This is a genomic window from Branchiibius hedensis (assembly GCF_900108585.1).
GTDB lineage: Bacteria > Actinomycetota > Actinomycetes > Actinomycetales > Dermatophilaceae > Branchiibius > Branchiibius hedensis.
In genome coordinates this window covers 1,115,957-1,135,213 of record NZ_UESZ01000001.1, presented here as the reverse complement: position 1 = coordinate 1,135,213, position 19,257 = coordinate 1,115,957, and the positions used below count along the sequence as shown (strand labels likewise).

The following is a 19,257-nucleotide window of genomic DNA, read 5'->3' as shown; positions in this document are numbered from 1 at the left end:
GTCCTCCTTAGTGACGCAGACCACACTAAAGCAAAGTCACCAAGTGTCAAGGTGACTTTCTGTCGGACCGCCTATTTGACCTTCGTTCGTGCGGACAGCAGGTCCGATTCATCGGCCAGCATTCGGCCCGCCTCGCGGTGATAGGCCCGCACGGCCGCGCCGGCGCGGCCCGGATCGTGCGCCCGGACAGCACTGACGATCTCCGCCCGGTGGGCCGCGAGCGCGCCCGTCCACTCCTGCCAGAAGGCGCTGTCCACCGGGAACGTGCGCTCCTCCAGATCCGCCAGGGTGTCGACGAGGAAGGTGCTGATGATCTGGATGAGGGGCCGATGCGCAGCCCGGGCAAGGGCGCGGTGGAAGTCGGTGACCGAGGTCAGGATGGAACTGGGCTGCTCAGCGTTGACGATCCCGGCAGAAGCGGCGGCGAGCGCATCGACTTCCTGCTCGGTGGCTGCCTCGCAGGCGGCTTCCGCGGCATGCACATTCAGGACAGCCAACAGGTCGATGATCTCCGAGACGGTGACGTCGGACATGTGCGCGGCGATGGTCAACGCCGAGCTGACGAACACCTCCGGGTCGGCAGTCACGTAGGTGCCGCTGCCGTGGCGTGCCTCGACCAGTCCCATCGCCGACAGGGCCCGGATAGCCTCCCGTGCGGTGGGCCCGCTCACGCCGTAGTGTCGGGCGAACTCACGCTCGCTCGGCAACCGTTGGCCGCGCGCCAGGGTGCCGTCGGCGATGGCCGCGACGACCTGTTCGATGATGTTTTCTGCGGTGCCCTGCCGACCGGCCCCACCCTGGACGGGCGGAAGTTCAACGGTGGGCAAACGAGTGGAAGTCACCCAGTGACTTTAGAAGGTCGTCAGTAGGCCGCCAACGGGAAACCGCGGATCAACCCCCGACGAGCGGCGCTCAGAGTCCCGCGATCGCTGCCAGGGGATCCTCGATCGCATCGGCCACGCAGCGCATGAACCCGGCCGCCGTCCCCCCGTCGCACACCCGGTGGTCGAAGGCGAACGACAACTGGGTGATGCGCCGCGGCACGATGCTGCCGTCGACCACCCAGGGCCGTTCCAGGATCCTGCCGAAGCCGAGGATCGCCACCTGTGGGTGGTTGATGATCGCGGCGCTGCCGTCCACGCGGAAGCTGCCGTAGTTATTCAGGGTGAAGGTGCCGGCCGTCAGGACCTCGTGACTACAACGCCCCACGCGAGCGTCCGCGGTGACCGAGCGGATCTGTTCGTCCAGTTGTGTCGTGGTGAGGCCGTCCGCTCCCAGTACCGCGGGCACGACCAGACCTCGCTCACCCTGGACGGCGATGCCCAGGTTGATCCGGTCCAGTTGCACGATCTCCTCGCGGACGGTGTCGACACGCGCGTTCAACACCGGATACTGCTTCAGTGCCGCGACCGTGAATCGCGCCAGATAGGCCAACAGCCCGGGAGAGTCGGGATTGGCCTGCTTGGTCGATTCCCGCAACTGCCACAACGCGGTGGCGTCGACATCCACCCACACGGTCGCCTCGGGGATCTCCGATCGGCTGCGCGTCAGTGCTTCGGACACAGCTTTCCTGAAGCCGGACAACGGGATTCGGGTTGCTCCCGGGTCTGCAGACAATGCCGGCTGCGCAGCCGGGGCGGACTCTGCCGTCTCGAGGAAGCGCACGATGTCGGCTTTGGTGATCAGTCCGCGTGGACCGCTGCCGGGCACCGCGGTCAGGTCCACGTCGTTCTCCGCGGCCAATCGACGTACTAACGGGGAGACCACCCGCGGCGCGGCGCGCGATTCCGCCGCGACCTCGATGCCGCTGTCGTCCTTGGCGGGCGGCCGGGCCCGGCGCCGGCGGCCGGTTGTCGCATGACCCGAAGTCCCGTACCCGATCAGAACGTTGCCCGAGCCCGCCTGCTCCTCCTCGCGGTACGCCTGCGCGGCAGGTGGTTCGGCCGGCTCACCCCCGCCACGGGCCACACTCAGCAGCGGACTGCCGACCTGGACGGTCTCGCCCTCGCGTCCGTGCCGGGTCCGGATCCGCCCGGCGTACGGCGACGGCACCTCGACGATCGACTTCGCGGTCTCGACCTCGGCGATCGGCTGATCGACGACGATGTCGTCACCCTCCTGCACCAGCCAGCGCACGATCTCGGCCTCGGTCAAACCCTCGCCGAGGTCCGGAAGCAGGAAGGTTTGTTCGGTGTCATCCATCGTTGTCATTGCTCCTCCCACTGGAGTTGATCGACCGCGTCGAGGATCCGGTCGACGTCCGGGAGCTGGAAATGCTCGAGTTTGGGTGGTGGGAACGGGATGTCGAACCCGACGACCCGCCGGATCGGCGCCGCGAGGTGATGGAAGCAGCGCTCAGTCACCCGCGCGACGATCTCGGAGGAGACGCTGGCGAACCCAGCCGCCTCGGCGACCACGACGGCTCGCCCGGTCCGCCGTACAGCGGCGCACACCGTCTCGTCATCGAACGGGACGATGGAGCGGACGTCGACCACCTGCAGGCTTCTGCCTTCCCCGGCGGCAACCTCGGCCGCTTGCAGCGCCGTCGTCACAGACGGTCCGTACGCGATCAGGGTGGCGTCCGTGCCGTCACGGACCACCCGGGCAGTCCCGATGCCCGGCCGCGGCTGCCCGAGATCGACCTCCGCCTTGCTCCAATAGAGCTTCTTCGGCTCCAGGAACACCACCGGGTCGGGCGAGGAGATCGCCTCCCGCAGAAGGAAATAGGCGTCGGCGACATCCGCCGGTGCCACCACCTGCAGCCCGGGGGTGTGCGCGTAGTAGGACTCCGAGGAATCACAGTGATGTTCGACGCCACCGATGCCCCCGCCGTACGGGATCCGGATCACCATGGGCACACTCAGGGCGCCGCGGGTCCGGTTGCGCAGCTTGGCGACGTGACTGACAACCTGCTCGAACGCCGGGTAGGCGAACGCATCGAACTGCATCTCGACCACGGGTCGCATCCCGTTCATGGCCAGGCCGATCGCGAACCCCATGATCCCGGACTCGGCGAGCGGGGTGTCGAAGCACCGTTGCTCACCGAACTCGGCGGTCAACCCGTCGGTGATCCGGAAGACCCCGCCCAGCGGGCCGGTGTCCTCGCCGAAGACCAGGACCGAGTCGTCCTGCGCCATAGCGTCCCGCAGCGCCCGGTTGAGCGCTCCCGCCATGGTCAGCTGCTCCAGGGCGGTGGCGGTCATCGGGCGACCTCGACAGTCCGGGCGAGTTCGTCGGCCACCACGGACTCCTGTTCGGCCAACTGCGGCGTACGGCGCGCGTAGACGTGGTCGAAGAGGTCCCGATGATCGGGCTGGACGTCCGCGTTGAGCCCCTCCCTGATCCGGGTGGCCAGGTCCTCGGCGTCCCCCGCGATCTCGGCCGCCAGGGATTCGTCCAGCAGCCGGTGATCTTGCAGATACGTCTGCACGCGACGCAGCGGGTCACGCTCGACCCATCCGGCCACCTCATCGTCCTGCCGGTAACGAGTGGCGTCGTCGGCGTTGGTGTGTGCCTGCATCCGGTAGGTGTGGGCTTCGATCAACTGCGGCCCCTGCCCCGACCGGGCCTGGGCGACCGCACGGCGAAGAACGCTCAGCAGGGCGGCGAGATCGTTGCCGTCAACGCGCTCCCCCGGCACGCCGTACCCAATCCCCTTGTGCGCCAGGGAGGGAGCAGCAGTCTGACGGGCCAGCGGCACAGAGATCGCGTACTCGTTGTTCTGGACGAAGAACACCACGGGCACGTGGAAGACCGCAGCGAAGTTCAGCGCTTCGTGGAAGTCGCCCTCGCTGGTGGCGCCGTCTCCGCACAGTGCCATGGCCACGGTCGGCTCGCCGCGCAGGCGGGCGGCGTGGGCGACGCCGACGGCGTGCAGCAGTTGGGTGGCCAGCGGCGTGGTCTGGGGAGCCACACGGTGCGCGCGCGGGTCGTAGCCGCAGTGCCAGTCACCCTTGAGCAGGGTGAACACCTCGACGGGGTCGACGCCGCGAGCCACCACGGCAGCGGTGTCGCGGTACGTCGGAAACAGCCAGTCCCCGTCGTCGAGAGCCATCGCCGCGGCGACCTGGCACGCTTCCTGCCCATGCGAGGAGGGGTAGACCGCCAAACGCCCCTGCCGCACCAGCGCGTACGCCTGATCGTTCAACCGGCGCGCGGCGACCAGAGCGGCGTACCCCGCCTGCATCACCTCATCGTCCGGCACCTCGCGTTTGCCGAGCTCGGTGAGCCGGCCGGCGGCGTCGAGATACTGCACCGGGTCCACTGAGGGAAGGAGCTCTTCATCGGCATATGGCATGCGATGAGTGTTTCCCGGTGGCCAATTGATTGCTACACCCCGGAACAATCCGAGAATTAGTTCGACATACCCGGCGGTAGTGTGTCCACTTGTCCATACTTCCGCGAACAAACCAGCGATGGAGGAGATGAATGGCCCACGCTCTGGATGAGACGGATCTGCGGATCCTGCGGCTGCTGTTCGACGACGGACGAATGTCGATGCGCTCGCTGGCGGAAACGCTGCACATCTCGCGGGCGAACGCCTACGCCCGCACGGAGCGGTTACGGCAGGAGGGAGTGATCCGAGCGTTCCGCGCCGACATCGATCCCGTCGCGGCCAGCCTGGGCACGTCGGCGTACGTGACGCTGAACCTCAACCAGCCGGACTGGCGCCGCGTGCGACCGCGGTTGGAGCGACTGCCGGGTGTCGTGCACGTGGCACTCGTTGGCGGCGAGTTCGACGCCGTCCTGCTGGTGCGCGCCAAGGACAATGCGAGCCTGAGTCACCTCGTGCTGAACGAGATTCAGAGCATCCCCGGGGTCGTCAGCACCCGGACGTTGCTGATCTTCGACGAACTCGACGCCGGCGGGGCGTTGCCTGTCGAGTGAGGCAACCCCGTCGTAGACCGTGATGGGACCAGCGGACAGGCTCACCACGTGCTTACGCCTTGAGGCAGCCGCGGGTGGGCGTCAGCAAGGGGTGGGGATTCTGGTCCGAGGGCGCCGACACCGAGTGGTCGCGGGCGGTTTGTAAGCGATCTGTAAGCCGGCATAGACACGCTGATCCTGCAGCCATCAACCCGCCGTTCCCGAAAGGACCGATGCTATGAACCTCTCCACCCAGACGTCCCAGACCGCCGTACCTGCCCTGTGGCGCCGAACGCAAGCGCGGTTGCTCACCCTGCTCCTTGCGGTGCTCGTCGCCCTTGCCACAGTCATCTCAGGAGCGGCCCCCGCCGACGCCGCCGTCGTCGGCGGCCGGCTGGCCTGCGACGCGCAATCGGACACCGTGACCACCACAACGACCCTGTTTGCCAACGTCAGGAACGCAGGCAACGGGCAGTACGTGTCCATTCGAACCACCGCCATCGATATCTACCGCGGACGGATGGTGTACGGCCCGTGGAGTTCCACAAGCTGGGTTCCGGCTGCCGGCTACGGCACGGCCGCAACTTTCGTGCAATCGGTCCGCGGCGGATCTGACTGGAACAAGACCCTCGTCCAGACCCAGATCGCCTGGTGGGTATGGACCAGTTCGGGCTGGAAGTACACGATCACCACCCAGGACGCGATGTACGGGTCGGTATGCAACCTCGGCGGCTACGTCATCGGCTGAGCTACTCCGACGAAGAGCTGGGGAACCGCCAACCGAGGGTTCCCCAGCTCACATAGTTCCCAGTAGTCGGCGAACGGTCGCCTCGGGGTCAGTAGCGCCCAGGGCGCCGTACGTCGCATGCGAGCTTGCGAGGCGCTCCGCGCAGGAGGCCAGTTCGGCCCGCAGCGGCGCGGCGACCCGTTCCGGGCTCACATCGTTCTCGGCGTACCAGGTGGTAGCGGCAGCGGACGCTCGCGCAGCGCGCTGATCGTCACCGCGCATCGCCAAACAAGCCGCCAGGATGGTCAGGCCATCGGCGAGGGCGACCGGATCCCGGTTGGGATCGTCGATGCCAGCCAGCATCGCCAGGCAGGTGCCCTCAGCGGCGGCAGTGTCTCGCAGCAGCGCCTGCGCTTGGCCACGACCCAGCAGGCCTGCCGTTGCGAGCCGCGTCGCACCGGGTGGCATCACGACGAGAGCTTCATCGGCGAACGCCAGTCCCTCCGCGGGGCGGCCAAGCTGAGCAAGATCGTCCGCGGCGTTTACCAGAACCGCCGCCAGATCGTAGGCGGTCCCGCTTGTACGCAACTCCGCCAGACACTCCAGGCGCAGGTCAAGGGCAACCTGCGTGTCGCCGGACTTGCCACGAACGAACGCAGCCAAGTCCCTGGCCAGCGAGATCAGTTCCGGCGAACCGCTGAGCGCGGCCAACTCCCGCGCCTGATCGGCGGCACACAGCGCAGTCTCGATGGCCTCACTTTCAGCTGCCAGCGCGCTGTAAGTGCACCACGCATTGACGTGCACGCGGTCAGGTGGCAGTCGGAGATCCTGCGCGGTCTGCAGCGCACCGGCGAGTAACTCGAACGCCTCTGGCTGGTGGCGGTAGCCGGCAAATGTCCCCTGTAGCAACTGAAACCACGCCGACTTCGCACCGCTGGTCAGCTCGACACAGCGGGCCAGGGCACGTGAGGCCGGCACCAGCCGTCCGGTCATCAACCAGTACCGGTGCAATGAAGTGGTCAACCGAGTAACCGTCTTGGTGTCACCCAGCTCGAATGCGCGCTGCATCGCCACATCGAGGGCGGCGGAGTCGCCTTCCAGCCGTTCGATAGCGAGCCCGGCCGAGCTCGACTGCAATTGGTCGACAAGACTTTCTGCCAGCTGGGCGGTCGCCTCGGCGAGTGCCGAATCTGCGTCGTGGGAATGTCCAAGACCCCGTGCGAACTCGGCGACAGGACCGCTGAGTCGGAGCCTGCCGTCATCATCGTGCTGGCAGAGTCCGCGGTCCAGGAGCGTGCTCAACGACTCCTCCAACAGCAGGTCGCGACCCTCGGCGAGTCGTTCAAGAAGGTCGAGGGACAGGCCGCCGCTGCAGCTCGCGAGCAATTGGAGGACGACCTCACCGTGGGTCCCGAGGACAGGGGCGATCGCGTCCTCGACAACCCTTTTCAGATCCGCCGTGCCCGCCGCGGACACCCCGCCGCGACGCGCTCCGAGCACCGATGCCTCCCCCCGACGCAAGCGCTCAGCGAACTGGGTGGGTGACATCACGCGGGTGCGTGCACCGGCCAGTTCAATGCCCAGCGGGATTCCGTCGAGGCGGGCACAGATCTCTGCAATGGCGGCCCCGTCCCGGGCGGGGTCGAGCTCAGCACCGCGGCGCTGAGCTGAAGCGATGAACAGTTGCGCACTATCTTCAACCCGGCGCAACGGCTCAACCCTGATGGCGTACTCGGCCGGTATGGCGAGCGCCTCGCGGCTGGTTACCAGTAGCCGCAGATGCCCGGGCTGCCCGAGTGCGGCGCCGATCAGCGCCGCAATAATCGGGCCGGCCCGCACGCCGTCGAGAATGACCAGTCCGTCGAAGCTCGCCAGCGTAAGCGCCGGGTCGTTGTTCGCTGGGAGCCCAGCGCTCTGGCAAGCAACGAACAGCGCTGATCGGTCGTCGATCTCACTGGGGATCGTGCCGTACGCGACTCTGATGCCTTGCTCCGCCAGGCGACGGCCAACCGCGGCCGCCACGACACTCTTGCCCATCCCGCCCATCCCCACCAGCGTCACCAGCCGGGCACCGTCAGCGATGGTCCGCGCGACCCGCTCCACAAGAGCCTCCCGCCCCACGAACGGGTTAGGAAGTTCGGGCAGGGCGGCGCCCGCTTCGGAAGGACTCGATTGGTCCATCGGCTCCGGAAGGACCGGAGGCAACGAGTGGTTCAGGATGTCCTGCTCCAGACTGCGGATGGCGCGTCCCGGGTCGATTCCAAGTTCCTCAGACAGGATCCGGCGCAGGCGCCGGCAGCCCTCGAGTGCCTCAACCTGCCGTCCCTGGTGGTAGAGGGCCTGCAGATGGACCGACCACGCGGTTTCGTCATACGGGCGCTCCTGCAGGACAGCCGCAGCGCTCGCAGCGGCAGCTTCCGGTGACCCGTTGGCCAACTCGGCACTCGCCGAGCCCAACAGGGCGTCGACACGCCGTGCATCGAACTCGGCCACTGCAGCCGGCAGGAACGCGAAATGATCCTCCAGACCCGAGCACAACGCGCCACGGCACAGTTCGGTGGCCTCCCGGTACGCCGCTGCCGCCCGACCGGGCCGGCCGGCCTGGAATTCCGCTCGGCCACGCTCCAGCAGGGTGCGCACCCGAGCGGTGTCGATGACCACCTGGCCTCTGAGCGCATAGCCACCCGCGATGGTTTCGATCTCCAAACCGGTTGGCGCCAGCGACTTACGAAGCCCGTTGATCCGCACCTGGATCGCGTTGCGGGCGCTGCGCGGTGGCGAGCTCCCCCACAATCCGTCGATCAGCTGGCTCACGGTCAGGGCACGCGGGCTCGCGAGCGCGAGCATGGCGAGCAAACCCTGTTGCTGCGCACCGCCCAACGGCAGCTGCGACGGGGATCCCGGGCTGGTCAGGCGCACACCACCGAGCAGATAGAGCTCGTCCACAGGGGCAGTATGGCGACCAGCGAATGACTATCAGGCACGAATGGCAGCAAATGGTCCACCGGCCGGTCAGGCGGCGGCGCACCGTCCGGACCGACTGTTGACCGGTATTGCAAACCAAACCGGTGTGCCATGCGGCGGACTAGGTCCCCGGATACTCAGGTTGGTTGCGCATGACGATCGCTACCCGATCCCCCGGGGCCAGTTCCCACTGCTGATGCATTGCCGCAGACACCCCACCGACACGGGCAGCGACCTGCTCCCCGATGATGACACCTGCGAGCCGACCGCTGTCGCCGGACGATCTTTGAATCGCAGGCCATTGCGCCGGACCCAGCTGGGGAGGTCATACCGTCGATTTCCCGCCGTCGGATCGGCCGATCCAGACGCTGGCCGAGCCGTTGAGGAAAGCGTGATGATGACAGGGTGCGGATGGATGCAGACCAGGCCCGTCAACGGCTGGCGGCACACCGGCACGGCGTGCTCGCCACGATGCACGCCGTACGCGGGCCTGATCCCCAACCGGTGGTGTACGCGGTCGCGGGCGGAGTACTCGGCGTACCTGTTGATGCGGTGAAACCAAAGTCCACGACCCGTCTCGCGCGGGAGGCCAACCTGGCGGCGGACCCGCGTGCAGCGTTACTCGTGGAGCACTGGGACCCCGACGATTGGTCACGCTTGTGGTGGGTAAGGGCTCACCTTGTGCACGTTCTCAAGCCGACCACGGGCGCGGTGGAGGAACTTGCGGATCGACTCGCCCACACCTTCCCGCAGTACGCCGACCGACCGTTCCATCGCATCATCGTCCTTCGCGTGACGGACGTAACCGGTTGGGCCGCAACAGATTCCGTCTACGAGTAGACCGTGGTGGGTCCAGTCATCAACGCCACGCCCGCCCCGGCGAAGTTCGCGAGGTCGTCCACCGCCGCCTGACCCTCCGGCCCGGACAGCGCGGCGCTGAGCGCTGCGTCGTCGTCGAAGGTCAGCGCTGCGATGAAGTAGTACGCCGGCGGCGCACCGTCCGGACCCGCCGCCGGTTTGGTGCCCGTGAAGGCCCGCAGGCCGGGCAACGCCAGCCCCAGCTTGGAGTGCACCTGCTCGTAGTGGCGGTCGAACGCCTGCTCGTCCTCGGGCTGGCTGTAGCAGGCGTAGAGAGTGCTGGTCATCATCGAACCTTTCGCAGATGTCACATGGGAAGACCGGGTCAATCGACCACCGCATCCGCGCGGCGGCGCAGACAAGGCCGCCTGTGATGCGTATCACAGATCACCCTCTGGCTGCTAGGAACTCGCCCACGACGCATTTCCAACTGACGCCCCGTCGTTCGCTCACCGCCCGGCGACTCGGCGACCATGTGGCCGTTGATCCACACGTGTAGCTGCAGACCCACCCGCCGCTGCTGAATCCCGGTAGCTTCGCTGGAGTGAGTGCCTTCACTGGATCCGAGCAGATCTGGAGCTCCCGGTTGGGCAGTCTGCGCAATGTGGTGCGGCAGCACGTGATCGCTGAGCAACTCGCCGGGCACGTGCACGGTGTCGCCACCGTCCTGGACATCGGCTGTGGTCAGGGCACCCAAGCGATCCGGCTGGCGCAGCGGGGCTTGACCGTGACTGGCATTGACCCGGCGACGGATCTGCTCGACCAACTGCACGAAGCAGCAGCTACCGCGGGCGTGCGGGTACGGAGTCTCATGGGCGACCTCCACTCCCTGGCTGACACCCTGCGCGGCGAGTCCTTCGATCTGGTCTGCGCGCACGGTCTGCTGATGTACCTCCCCGACCCCGCCGCAGCGCTCAACGATCTCGTTGCTCGCGCCCAATCCGGAGGTCTGCTTTCTTTCACCGTCCGCAACGGCGACGCACTCGCCTATCGCCCAGGCATCCGAGGCGACTACTCCGGAGCACTGGCATCGTTCGACAACCTGGCGTACCGCAACGAACTTGGAGCGGACGCCCGTGCGCACACGCTCGAGCAGGTGGTCGGCTGGTGCGCCGACCTCGGCCTGAGCATCGAATCCTGGTACGGCGTTCGGGTACTGACCGACGGACTACCCGCCTCGGTCAGCCCGGAAGACGTCGACCTTGAGTCTTGCCTGGCCGCCGAGGTCGAAGCCGGTCGCCGCGACCCTTACCGCCGGTTCGGTTCGATGCTGCACTTCATCGCCCGAGCAACCGGCTGACAGCGCTCAGGAGTTATCCACGACGATCTAGGCGTACCGCCGCCGCGCACGGCTCGTCGCCCGCGAGCACTTCAACAGGTAGGCGGGGCTCGGCGGCACCCAGCCGAGTTGCAGCTGCATTCCCACGTCGTCGCGATTGGCCCAGTGCTCGATCATCTGGTTGTCCTGGAAACGCATCCAGTGGGTGTGGGTGACGGTGAAGGTGCGTCCCGTCGGCGCGAACGCCCGGGCCACCGACCCGTCGCGGGCGAACGTGACGAAGTCACCGGTGTGCCGACCCGACATGGTTCCGTGCCAGACCGCGGTATCCGCCTCTCGAACCACCAGATCCTGGACGAACACCAAGTCGCTGTACGCCGAGCGGAGCCATTGCGCCGACGCCCAGAAGGCTTCGGGCCCGTGGGTTCGGGCGGCCGGCGGCTCATCGACGGCCTCCCGGTTGGTCGCCTTGGGATGGATCAGCAGATCGAATTCCTCCCGCTGACCGTCCGCCATCACGGCTACTGCCCGGCTGACCAGCTCACGGTCGACTTCGACGATCATGACTGCCCCTTTCGTTACAGTTCGCTGTACTCAAATGAATACAGTAGGCTGCACCGACGTGGTGGTCAAGCGAGCCGATAGCGCGCGGCGTACCGAACTGGCGGTCATCGACGCGGCGCGGGCCCTGTTCCTGGACACCGGGTACGGCTCGACCACGATCAAACAGATCGCCCAGCGCGCGGGAGTCTCCCAGGAGACGGTGTACAAGCGGTTCGGAAGCAAGGCCGCCGTGCTGAAATGCGTCTACGACGTGACGCTCGCCGGCGACCTGGAGGACAAGCCGATGGCTGACCGGGGGTTGCGCGGTCTGGCTGAGGAGCCGGATGCCGCTGCCATGCTCGCGGGCTATGTGCGCTTCGCCCTCGACTTCCACGAGCGGGTGGGGCCGCTGGTCAGTCTCGCCAGGCAGGCTCAGGGAACCGAACCTGACCTCAAGGACTTTGTGCGCACCATCGACGGGGAGCGTCGCACCGGCGCTGGCTTCTTCGTACGGGCCTGTGCCAGCAAGGGATTCGTGTCGATCGATCCCGACCGCGCCGCCGATGAGGTGTGGCTGCTGACGTCATTCGCGCTGCTCGGCGACGCTCGCTCGCGGGGCTGGTCCGATGACGAGATCGTCGACTGGATCGTTGCGTCGCTGCGTGCCGAGGCATTCGCGTAGGGCCGTCTCAAGCGCCCATGTCGCACTCGTGGCGATCTCGTCACATATCGAGGTGCTTCGGCGCGGGGACGCAGCGATTCGTGGCGGTTTCGTCGATTGTTTAGGTTCACCACGCCGCAATGCCAACAGCGCAGGCTGTTCCCATCGCGCGAACGCGGCCAACAGGTCCAGCCGGTGCCTGATGGGCGTCGTCGCGGACCGATCGTCCGCTAGCGCAGCCCGTTCGCCGGCCTCGCACAGTTCTTCCATACGGGCCAGGCGGGCCGCCTCTCGTTCATCATCACGTCCGATGCGAACCACATCGGTACGACCCTGGCCCTGGAACGGCCTCGGACGGTGGCCCCTGGTGCCGGTGGTCGTGCGCTCGGCCCCGGGGTACTACCCACTTTCGTCATCGTTTCTGCGTTTTGGTCTCGATAAGCGTCGTACCCGAATGAGGGCGACGGTTTCAGCACTCACCTTGGGAAACCCCCTTGAGTTCATCTGCGAGACTTTGCGCCACAAGGGTCCGTTGTCGTCGATGTCCTGAGACATCACATTTGTCGGGCTGACAGGATTTGAACCTGCGACCCCCTGACCCCCAGTCAGGTGCGCTACCAAACTGCGCTACAGCCCGTTGCGCCGGTATCCCGGCACGAGCAGACACTCTACCTGCCCGCGGGCAGTGCTCCGGACACGGCCCGGTCAGTGGGCGCCGTACGATGGATCAACGTGACCCAACCCGGCCGTTTGCTGCGCGACGCAGCCCAGATCGCGCCCTCGGACGGAACCTGGCGCGCGGTCATCCGAGTCGCGGTGTCGGTGGGCGTGCCGCTGTTGGTGTGCTGGGCCACCGGGCACATCGAGCTGGGGCTCTACGCCACCTTCGGCGCCTTCACCTCGCTCTACGGCCGGTTCGAGGGGTACGTCGAGCGCATCGTCATGCAGATCCAGGCGGCGGTCACGCTGGTGGCAGCGATGCTCGCCGGTACGACGCTCAGCGTGCTGGGTGCCCCGATCTGGGTGCGCGTCGTGGCCATCGCCGTCATGGCGACCATCGGCGCCGCGCTGGCCGGGCGCCTGGGCTGGCACCCACCGGGCGCCTTGTTCGTGGTCTTCGCCGGTGGAGCCACCGCCAGCATTCCTTCGGGCGCAAGTGCCTACGCGCACCTGGCAATCGCCGGTGGCGGCGCGGCCCTGTTCAGCCTGCTGGTCACCACTGTTCTGGCTGCGCTGCGGGGCGGTCTGCGGGAGCGGTACCAACCAGCCGACCCGATGTCCGCCAAACGCGCCATCAACCAGGCGTGGCTCTCCGGTGCGACCGCTCTGGCCGGTGGCAGCCTGACCGCAGCGCTCGGCCACGGCCGCTGGTACTGGGGCGCCGTCGCGGGTGTCGCGGTCGCGGGCGGTTCACACGTCGAAATCCGACTGCGGCGGGGGCTGCAACGATTCGTCGGCACCCTCGGTGGCGTCGTCGTCGCGGCGTTCCTGCTCTGGCTGCATCCGTCGCCGCTGGTGGCGATCCTCATCGCGATCGCCTGCCAGGTCGGCGCTGAGCTCTTCGTGGCGCGCAACTACGCGATCGCGATGCTCTTCGTGACCCCGCTGGCGTTGCTGATGGTGGAGCTGGCCGCACCGACCGATCCGAGATCGTTGTTGACCGAGCGCGCCCTCGACACCGCGCTCGGCGTGCTCGCGGCGGCGGTGGTCGTCGTGATCTACGACCGCCGGCAACAGGCTTAGCGGCGACGCTTCTCGCGGACGCGCACCGACACCTCGATCGGGGTGCCCTCGAAGCCGAACTCCTCACGCAACCGGCGCTCCAGGAACCGCCGGTAGCCCGCCTCGATGAAACCGGAGGCAAACAGCACGAACCGCGGCGGCCGGGTCGAGGCCTGCGTCGCGAACAGGATCCGCGGCTGCTTCCCGCTGCGGACCGGATGTGGTTGCGCGGCAACGATTTCGCCGAGGAACGCATTGAGCCGACCGGTCGGCACCCGGGTGTCCCAAGAGTCCAGGGCCACTTCCAGCGCCGGGACCAGACGGTCGACGTGACGACCGGTCTTGGCCGACAGATTCACCCGCGGCGCCCAGGACAACTGCACCAGCTCGCGCTCGATCTCCCGCTCCAGGTAGTAGCGGCGCTCCTCGTCCATCAGGTCCCACTTGTTGTACCCGATGACCAGGGCTCGCCCCGCGTCGACGACCTGCTGCAGAACCCGGATGTCCTGCTCGGTGATCCGCTCCTCGACGTCGATCAGAACGACCGCCACCTCAGCCTTTTCGATGGCAGCCTGGGTGCGTAGCGAGGCGTAGAAGTCCGCACCACGGGTCTGATGGACCCGGCGGCGGATACCCGCGGTGTCGACGAATCGCCACTGTTTGCCGCCCAACTCGATCAACTCGTCAACCGGGTCACGCGTCGTACCGGCAACGTTGTCGACGACCACGCGGTCCTCCCCGCCAGCTTGTTCAGCAGGGAGGACTTGCCGACGTTGGGGCGCCCGACCAGGGCGACCCGCCGTGGGCCACCGCGCGGGTAGGCGTCGCTCACCGCGGACTTGTCCGGGAGTACGTCGAGCAGCGCGTCCAGCGCGTCGTTCATCCCGCGCCCGTGAATGGCCGAGATCGGGTAGGGCTGGCCCAGGCCGAGCGACCACAGCATCGCCGCGTCGGCTTCAGTGCGCTGGTCGTCGACCTTGTTGGCGAGCAGGATGACCGGCTTCTTGGCCCGACGCAGCAGCTTCACGACCGCTTCGTCGGTATCGGTCGCACCGACCGTGGCGTCGACCGCGAAGAGCACCGCGTCGGCGAGTTCGATCGCGACCTCGGCCTGCTCGGCGACCCGCAGGTGGATGCCCGAGGCGTCGACCTCCCAGCCGCCGGTGTCGACCAGGGTGAAGTCACGCCCGGACCAGTCCGCGTCGTACGCCACCCGGTCACGGGTGACGCCTGGCACGTCCTCGACCACTGCTTCGCGCCGGCCCAGGATCCGGTTGACGAGGGTGGACTTGCCGACGTTGGGGCGACCGATCACGGCCACCACAGGACGGGCGTAGCCGCCATCGTCGGAGGCGGGCGCCGCGCCGTCGGCATTGAGCAGCGCACGGTCCTCATCGGACAACTCGAAGTCGTCCAGGCCCACGCGCAGAGCGTTGCCAATGGCGTCTTCGTCGATCGGCGGCTGATCAGTCATACCGCCCATCCTCCCAGGCCCGGGGCAGGCCCCGAAATCGTCAGTGTCCGGCGATCGCCGAGGTACTCGCCTCGATAGCGCCGAGCACCGCGGCCACGGACTCCTCGAAGTCCAGGTCGCTGGTGTCGATGGTGATGACTCCGTCTGCCGCCGTGAGGAATTGGGCGACCGTCGAGTCTTTCGCGTCACGTTCGACGATCTGCGCCCGGGTGGCTTCGGCGTCGACGGCCAGTTCCTTGGACCGCCGGCCCATCCGGACCTCCTCGCTGGCCGTCATCAGGATCCGGGCGTCGGCGAACGGCGCCACGACGGTGGTGATGTCGCGCCCCTCGGCGACCACTCCCCCGGTCGCCTCGGCGATCTGGTTGATGAGTTGCCGCTGACGCTTCTTCATCGTGGAGCGCACCGCGAGGTTGGTGGCGACCGCCGAGACGACCTCGGAGATCTCGCTGGTGCGGATCTGCTGGTCGATCGGAATGTCGTCGACACTCACCCGCGGGTCGTCGGGATTGGTGCCCATGACCAACGGGATGGTCTCGGCGGCGTGCGCGACAGCGACCTGGTCGGTCAGGTCGATGCCCTGGTGCTGAGCCCACCACGCGACCGCGCGATACATCGCGCCCGTGTCCAGATAGCCGACGCCGAGCCGCCGCGCGACCTCTTTGGAAACGCTGGATTTGCCGGTGCCCGAAGGCCCGTCGATGGCAACAATCAGCCGGCCCTCAGTCATGGACCCGCCACCCCTTCTCTTCCAGTACGCCGCGGAGCCGGTCGGCAACCGTCGGCAGGACCATGACTTCCGCGAGCCCGATCTTGGCGCCCACGCCGTGCTCCAGGCGCAGGTCCTCCAGGTTGATGCCGGCGTCACCCATGTCGTTGAACAGCCTTGCGAGACTGCCGGGTTCGTCCGGAACGATGACCGTCAAGGCGGCGTACGCCGTAGGCGCGCTTCCGTGCTTGCCGGGAATCCGCGCCTGACCCAGTTGCCCGTCGGCGATGGCCCGGGCCAGTACGCCGCGCGCCCCAGTCCCGTCGTCATCGGCAAGGAGAGCGCGCAGCGCCTCCGCGACGCGGGACAGGTCGTCAGCCAGGTCGTCGATCACCGGCGCGATCGCTGCCGCGTTGCCCGACAGGATCTGGGTCCACAACAGCGGATCACTGGCCGCGATGCGGGTGACATCACGAATTCCCTGACCGGACAGGGCAATTGCACCGTCCGGCAGTTCTCGCAGGCGCGCCGCGACCAGGCTCGCGGCAAGTTGCGGCACGTGCGACACGGCAGCCACCGCGGCGTCGTGCTCTCCGGCCGGCATCTGCACGACCGCAGCACCCGTGGCCGCAGCCAGACGTGCGACGAGGTCGACCGCCGACGGCGCGGACTGCGTCGCCGGGCAGACCACCCAGGTACGCCCTTCGAAGAGGTCGGCCTGGGCCGCGACAGCGCCGGAGCGCTCCTTGCCAGCCATGGGGTGGGAGCCGACGTACCGCGAAAGGTCGGCCTCGCCGTACGCCACCAGGTCGGCCAGGATCGCGCCCTTGACCGACGCCACGTCGGTGACCACGGCGAGCGGCCAGGTGACCAGGGCGAGTTCGACGACCTTGGCCGTGACGTCCGGCGGCGCCGCCACCACGACCACGTCGGGATGTTCGGGACGGGCGACCGACCCGGCGCCCAGGTCCGCAGCCAGCGCGGCGGCCGTCGGCGAGGGGTCCTCGAGGGTCACTTCGTCGCCGACCCGGGTCAGGGCCAACGCGATGGAGGTGCCGATCAGACCGGTCCCGATGACGTGGACCTTCACAGACCCGCCGCCCGGTAGAGCGAGGCCACCTCGGCCTTCGTCAGCGGTCGCAGTTTGCCGGGGCGCAGTTCGCCGAGGCGGACTTCGCCGACCTGGGTGCGCACCAGCGATTCGACCGGGAAGCCGACCGACTCCAGCATCCGGCGCACGATGTGTTTGCGGCCTTCGTGCAGGATCACCTCGACCATGCTCCAGCCCGGCGTGGAGTCCACGACCCGGAAGGAGTCGACCTTCACCACACCGTCTTCGAGCTCGACCCCTTCGCGCAGCCGTTTACCCATGTCCCGGGGGGCCTGCCCGCGGAACGTCGCGACGTAGACCTTCGGCACGCCGTACGACGGGTGTTGCAGTCGGTTGGCCAGCTCACCGTCGTTGGTGAGCAGCAGCAGCCCCTCGGTGTCGGCGTCGAGCCGGCCCACGTGGAAGAGGCGCTCCTTGCGCTGGTCGACGAACTGGCCCACCGAGTCGCGACCCATGTCGTCGCTCATCGTGGAGACCACGCCGAGCGGTTTGTTGAAGGCCAGGTAGACCCGGGAGGCATCCAGTTGGACCCGGTCGCCGTCGACGTGCACGACCTGCTTGTCGGGGTCGACGCGCACGCCGAGCTCGGTGACGACCTGGTCATCGACCATGACCCGGCCGGCCACGATCAACTCCTCGCAGGCGCGCCGGCTACCGACACCAGCGGCGGCGAGCAGCTTCTGCAGCCGCACGCCGTCGGGGTCGTGCACATCCTTGGCGGGCTGCTTCGGTTTGGCGGGCTGCTGCGCCTTCTTCGCGGTGGGCTTGCCGCCGCGCTTGGGAGCAGACGACCGCCCGGCCGGTTTGCCCCGGCCGCTGGTTGCTTTCTTCTTCGGGGGCGTCATCCGTGTCCTTGTTCGATCAGTTCGTCGATCACATGGGCTGGCGGCAGGTAAGGCGCCAGCGGCGGGAGTTCGTCCAGCGAGGACAACCCCATGCGTTGCAGGAAGAAGGTGGTCGTGCCGTACAGCGTCGCGCCGCCCTCACCGTCCTCACCGACCTCGGTGATCAGGCCGCGGGTGAGCAGGGTGCGCACGACGCCGTCCACGTTGACGCCGCGGACCGCGCTGATCCGGGCCCGGGAGACCGGTTGCCGGTAGGCGATGACGGCAAGCGTCTCGAGCGAGGCCTGGGTGAGCTTGGCCTGCTGACCATCCAGCAGGAACTTCTCCACGACCGGCGCCAGGTCCCCGCGGCTGTAGATCCGCCAGCCGCCGTTGATGCTGCGCAACGCAAAACCGCGGTCCGCCTCGGCGTACTCGCTAGCGAGCGCTTCGAGATCCGCGGTCACGTCCGCGGGATCCAGCTCAAGGGCTTCGGCGAGTTCGGCGGCACTGATCGGCTGGTCGATGACCATGAGGACCGCTTCCAGTGCAGCGCGGCGGCCACCCGGCAGGGACGTCAGGTCCAGGACCGGGGTCTCCTCCTGCTCCACCTCACTCATGGCTGCCATTGTCCTGCGCCGGAGCCGGATCTGCCGAATCGTCGGTCTCGTCGAATTCCGCACTCACGGTGACCGCACCCTCGTGCCCGGTCCATCGCACGGTCAGCTCCCCCAGCGATTCCTCCTGGTCGAAGGCGATCGCGGCCTCCTTGAACAACTCCAGCAGCGCCAGGAACCGCGCCACGATGACCAGCGTGCTGTCCGCGTCACGCACCAGATCCCGGAAGGACGCCGTCCCCGCCGCGCGCAACCGGTCCACGACGATCGCGGCCTGCTCGCGCACGGACACCTGCGATGCGTGCAGGTGCTCCAACCCCACGACTGGCACCGGTTTGGGCGTGAGGGCGCGGGCGGCGATCTTGGCCAACTGCTCGGGGGTGATGGTGATGACCAGTTCCGGCAGCAAGGAGGCGAACTGCTCCTCCAAACCGGCCTGCCGGGCGGTCATCCGGCCGTGCACCAGCGAGCGTTCGTCCAGGAAGCTAGCGACCTCCTTGAACGCGCGGTATTGCAGCAGCCGCGCGAAGAGCAGGTCGCGCGCCTCGATCAGCGCCAGATCCTCATCGTCGAGGTCGCCGCTGGCGGGCAGCAACGACGCCGCCTTGATGTCCAGCAGCGTCGCGGCGATCAACAGGAACTCCGAGGCCTGGTCCAGGTCCCAGGCCGAGTCCTGCCGGCCGGCCCGGATGTGCGCGATGAACTCGTCGGTGACCTTGGAGATCGCGACTTCGGTGACGTCGAGTTTGTGTTTGGAGATCAGACCGAGCAGCAACTCGAACGGGCCGGAGAAGACGTCCAGGTGCACCTCGAACGGGGCCGCGCCGCGCCGGGTGATGACCCCGCCGGGTGTTTCCGCCGGGGCCGACTCCGACGTCACGTCGGTCTCGGCCACGCCGGTC

18 protein-coding genes, 1 tRNA gene and 1 pseudogene are annotated in these 19,257 nt (G+C 67.8%); 6 read left to right on the top strand and 14 right to left on the bottom strand.

Annotated elements, in window-relative coordinates; translation table 11 throughout:
* Nucleotides 1–71 precede the first annotated feature (71 nt).
* The 4 genes from DR843_RS19995 to pdhA all read right to left on the bottom strand — a co-directional run bounded on the left by DR843_RS19995 (nucleotide 72) and on the right by pdhA (nucleotide 4,297).
* On the bottom strand, nucleotides 72–842 hold the full coding sequence (locus tag DR843_RS19995; protein ID WP_170119755.1) for a FadR/GntR family transcriptional regulator: 771 nt from the start codon (nucleotides 840–842) through the stop codon (nucleotides 72–74).
* A 70-nt stretch (nucleotides 843–912) separates the two neighbouring features.
* Nucleotides 913–2,211: a dihydrolipoamide acetyltransferase family protein gene (locus DR843_RS05595; protein ID WP_170119754.1), complete on the bottom strand. Its 1,299-nt coding sequence runs from the start codon at nucleotides 2,209–2,211 to the stop codon at nucleotides 913–915.
* Nucleotides 2,208–3,203: an alpha-ketoacid dehydrogenase subunit beta gene (locus DR843_RS05590; protein WP_109684472.1), complete on the bottom strand. Its 996-nt coding sequence runs from the start codon at nucleotides 3,201–3,203 to the stop codon at nucleotides 2,208–2,210. The genes DR843_RS05595 and DR843_RS05590 overlap by 4 nt, the downstream gene beginning before the upstream one ends.
* Nucleotides 3,200–4,297 (bottom strand): pyruvate dehydrogenase (acetyl-transferring) E1 component subunit alpha, encoded by a 1,098-nt coding sequence (gene pdhA, locus DR843_RS05585; protein WP_109684471.1) that lies wholly within the window; start codon nucleotides 4,295–4,297, stop codon nucleotides 3,200–3,202. The genes DR843_RS05590 and pdhA overlap by 4 nt, the downstream gene beginning before the upstream one ends.
* Before the next feature lie 131 nt (nucleotides 4,298–4,428).
* On the opposite strand from pdhA, the gene DR843_RS05580 reads away from it, so the two are divergent.
* Both DR843_RS05580 and DR843_RS05575 read left to right on the top strand, forming a co-directional pair.
* A complete protein-coding gene (locus DR843_RS05580; protein WP_109684470.1) occupies nucleotides 4,429–4,887 on the top strand; it encodes an Lrp/AsnC family transcriptional regulator in 459 nt (152 codons plus the stop codon).
* A gap of 217 nt (nucleotides 4,888–5,104) precedes the next feature.
* Nucleotides 5,105–5,614: a hypothetical protein gene (locus DR843_RS05575; protein ID WP_109684469.1), complete on the top strand. Its 510-nt coding sequence runs from the start codon at nucleotides 5,105–5,107 to the stop codon at nucleotides 5,612–5,614.
* 48 nt (nucleotides 5,615–5,662) lie between these two features.
* Here the strand turns inward: DR843_RS05575 and DR843_RS05570 are convergent, their stop codons facing one another.
* Nucleotides 5,663–8,539: an AfsR/SARP family transcriptional regulator gene (locus DR843_RS05570; RefSeq protein WP_109684468.1), complete on the bottom strand. Its 2,877-nt coding sequence runs from the start codon at nucleotides 8,537–8,539 to the stop codon at nucleotides 5,663–5,665.
* Nucleotides 8,540–8,968: 429 nt separating this feature from the next.
* Here DR843_RS05570 and DR843_RS05565 point away from each other — a divergent pair, with 429 nt between their 5' ends.
* On the top strand, nucleotides 8,969–9,397 hold the full coding sequence (locus DR843_RS05565; RefSeq protein WP_211310187.1) for a PNPOx family protein: 429 nt from the start codon (nucleotides 8,969–8,971) through the stop codon (nucleotides 9,395–9,397).
* Here the strand turns inward: DR843_RS05565 and DR843_RS05560 are convergent.
* A complete protein-coding gene (locus DR843_RS05560) occupies nucleotides 9,388–9,702 on the bottom strand; it encodes an EthD family reductase (RefSeq protein WP_109684466.1) in 315 nt (104 codons plus the stop codon). The genes DR843_RS05565 and DR843_RS05560 overlap by 10 nt on opposite strands.
* Before the next feature lie 257 nt (nucleotides 9,703–9,959).
* On the opposite strand from DR843_RS05560, the gene DR843_RS05555 reads away from it, so the two are divergent.
* A complete protein-coding gene (locus DR843_RS05555; RefSeq protein ID WP_211310186.1) occupies nucleotides 9,960–10,715 on the top strand; it encodes a class I SAM-dependent methyltransferase in 756 nt (251 codons plus the stop codon).
* 27 nt (nucleotides 10,716–10,742) lie between these two features.
* Here DR843_RS05555 and DR843_RS05550 read toward each other — a convergent pair whose 3' ends face one another.
* Nucleotides 10,743–11,258, bottom strand: a complete 516-nt coding sequence (locus DR843_RS05550; RefSeq protein ID WP_109684465.1) for an ester cyclase — start codon at nucleotides 11,256–11,258, stop codon at nucleotides 10,743–10,745.
* Between the two features lie 34 nt (nucleotides 11,259–11,292).
* On the opposite strand from DR843_RS05550, the gene DR843_RS05545 reads away from it, so the two are divergent.
* Nucleotides 11,293–11,919: a TetR/AcrR family transcriptional regulator gene (locus DR843_RS05545; RefSeq protein WP_170119753.1), complete on the top strand. Its 627-nt coding sequence runs from the start codon at nucleotides 11,293–11,295 to the stop codon at nucleotides 11,917–11,919.
* 542 nt (nucleotides 11,920–12,461) lie between these two features.
* On the opposite strand, the gene DR843_RS05540 is transcribed toward DR843_RS05545, so the two are convergent.
* Nucleotides 12,462–12,535 (bottom strand) — tRNA-Pro (locus DR843_RS05540).
* Nucleotides 12,536–12,630: 95 nt separating this feature from the next.
* Here DR843_RS05540 and DR843_RS05535 point away from each other — a divergent pair.
* A complete protein-coding gene (locus tag DR843_RS05535) occupies nucleotides 12,631–13,641 on the top strand; it encodes an FUSC family protein (RefSeq protein ID WP_146202492.1) in 1,011 nt (336 codons plus the stop codon).
* On the opposite strand, the pseudogene der reads toward DR843_RS05535, so the two are convergent.
* The 6 genes and pseudogenes from der to DR843_RS05505 all read right to left on the bottom strand — a co-directional run bounded on the left by der (nucleotide 13,638) and on the right by DR843_RS05505 (nucleotide 19,250).
* Nucleotides 13,638–15,094 (bottom strand): annotated as a pseudogene (der, locus tag DR843_RS05530) (ribosome biogenesis GTPase Der). The gene DR843_RS05535 and the pseudogene der sit on opposite strands and share 4 nt — an antisense overlap.
* Nucleotides 15,095–15,134: 40 nt before the next feature.
* Nucleotides 15,135–15,824: a (d)CMP kinase gene (gene cmk, locus DR843_RS05525; protein WP_109684462.1), complete on the bottom strand. Its 690-nt coding sequence runs from the start codon at nucleotides 15,822–15,824 to the stop codon at nucleotides 15,135–15,137.
* The gene (locus DR843_RS05520; protein ID WP_109684461.1) at nucleotides 15,817–16,893 is read right to left on the bottom strand and encodes a prephenate dehydrogenase; all 1,077 of its coding nucleotides are present in this window, start codon (nucleotides 16,891–16,893) and stop codon (nucleotides 15,817–15,819) included. The genes cmk and DR843_RS05520 overlap by 8 nt, the downstream gene beginning before the upstream one ends.
* Nucleotides 16,890–17,759 (bottom strand): pseudouridine synthase, encoded by an 870-nt coding sequence (locus DR843_RS05515; RefSeq protein WP_109684460.1) that lies wholly within the window; start codon nucleotides 17,757–17,759, stop codon nucleotides 16,890–16,892. Before DR843_RS05515 ends, DR843_RS05520 begins: the two co-directional genes overlap by 4 nt.
* On the bottom strand, nucleotides 17,756–18,358 hold the full coding sequence (gene scpB / locus DR843_RS05510; RefSeq protein WP_245934009.1) for an SMC-Scp complex subunit ScpB: 603 nt from the start codon (nucleotides 18,356–18,358) through the stop codon (nucleotides 17,756–17,758). Before scpB ends, DR843_RS05515 begins: the two co-directional genes overlap by 4 nt.
* Nucleotides 18,351–19,250, bottom strand: a complete 900-nt coding sequence (locus DR843_RS05505; protein WP_211310185.1) for a segregation and condensation protein A — start codon at nucleotides 19,248–19,250, stop codon at nucleotides 18,351–18,353. Before DR843_RS05505 ends, scpB begins: the two co-directional genes overlap by 8 nt.
* Nucleotides 19,251–19,257: the final 7 nt, after the last annotated feature.

Coding starts and splice junctions, on each gene's coding strand:
- DR843_RS05595 (WP_170119754.1), bottom strand. CDS start 2,211: ATGACAACGATGGATGACACCGAACAAACCTTCCTGCTTCCGGACCTC.
- DR843_RS05590 (WP_109684472.1), bottom strand. CDS start 3,203: ATGACCGCCACCGCCCTGGAGCAGCTGACCATGGCGGGAGCGCTCAAC.
- pdhA (WP_109684471.1), bottom strand. CDS start 4,297: ATGCCATATGCCGATGAAGAGCTCCTTCCCTCAGTGGACCCGGTGCAG.
- DR843_RS05580 (WP_109684470.1), top strand. CDS start 4,429: ATGGCCCACGCTCTGGATGAGACGGATCTGCGGATCCTGCGGCTGCTG.
- DR843_RS05575 (WP_109684469.1), top strand. CDS start 5,105: ATGAACCTCTCCACCCAGACGTCCCAGACCGCCGTACCTGCCCTGTGG.
- DR843_RS05565 (WP_211310187.1), top strand. CDS start 8,969: ATGGATGCAGACCAGGCCCGTCAACGGCTGGCGGCACACCGGCACGGC.
- DR843_RS05560 (WP_109684466.1), bottom strand. CDS start 9,702: ATGACCAGCACTCTCTACGCCTGCTACAGCCAGCCCGAGGACGAGCAG.
- DR843_RS05550 (WP_109684465.1), bottom strand. CDS start 11,258: ATGATCGTCGAAGTCGACCGTGAGCTGGTCAGCCGGGCAGTAGCCGTG.
- DR843_RS05545 (WP_170119753.1), top strand. CDS start 11,293: ATGAATACAGTAGGCTGCACCGACGTGGTGGTCAAGCGAGCCGATAGC.
- cmk (WP_109684462.1), bottom strand. CDS start 15,824: ATGACTGAGGGCCGGCTGATTGTTGCCATCGACGGGCCTTCGGGCACC.
- DR843_RS05515 (WP_109684460.1), bottom strand. CDS start 17,759: ATGACGCCCCCGAAGAAGAAAGCAACCAGCGGCCGGGGCAAACCGGCC.
- scpB (WP_245934009.1), bottom strand. CDS start 18,358: ATGAGTGAGGTGGAGCAGGAGGAGACCCCGGTCCTGGACCTGACGTCC.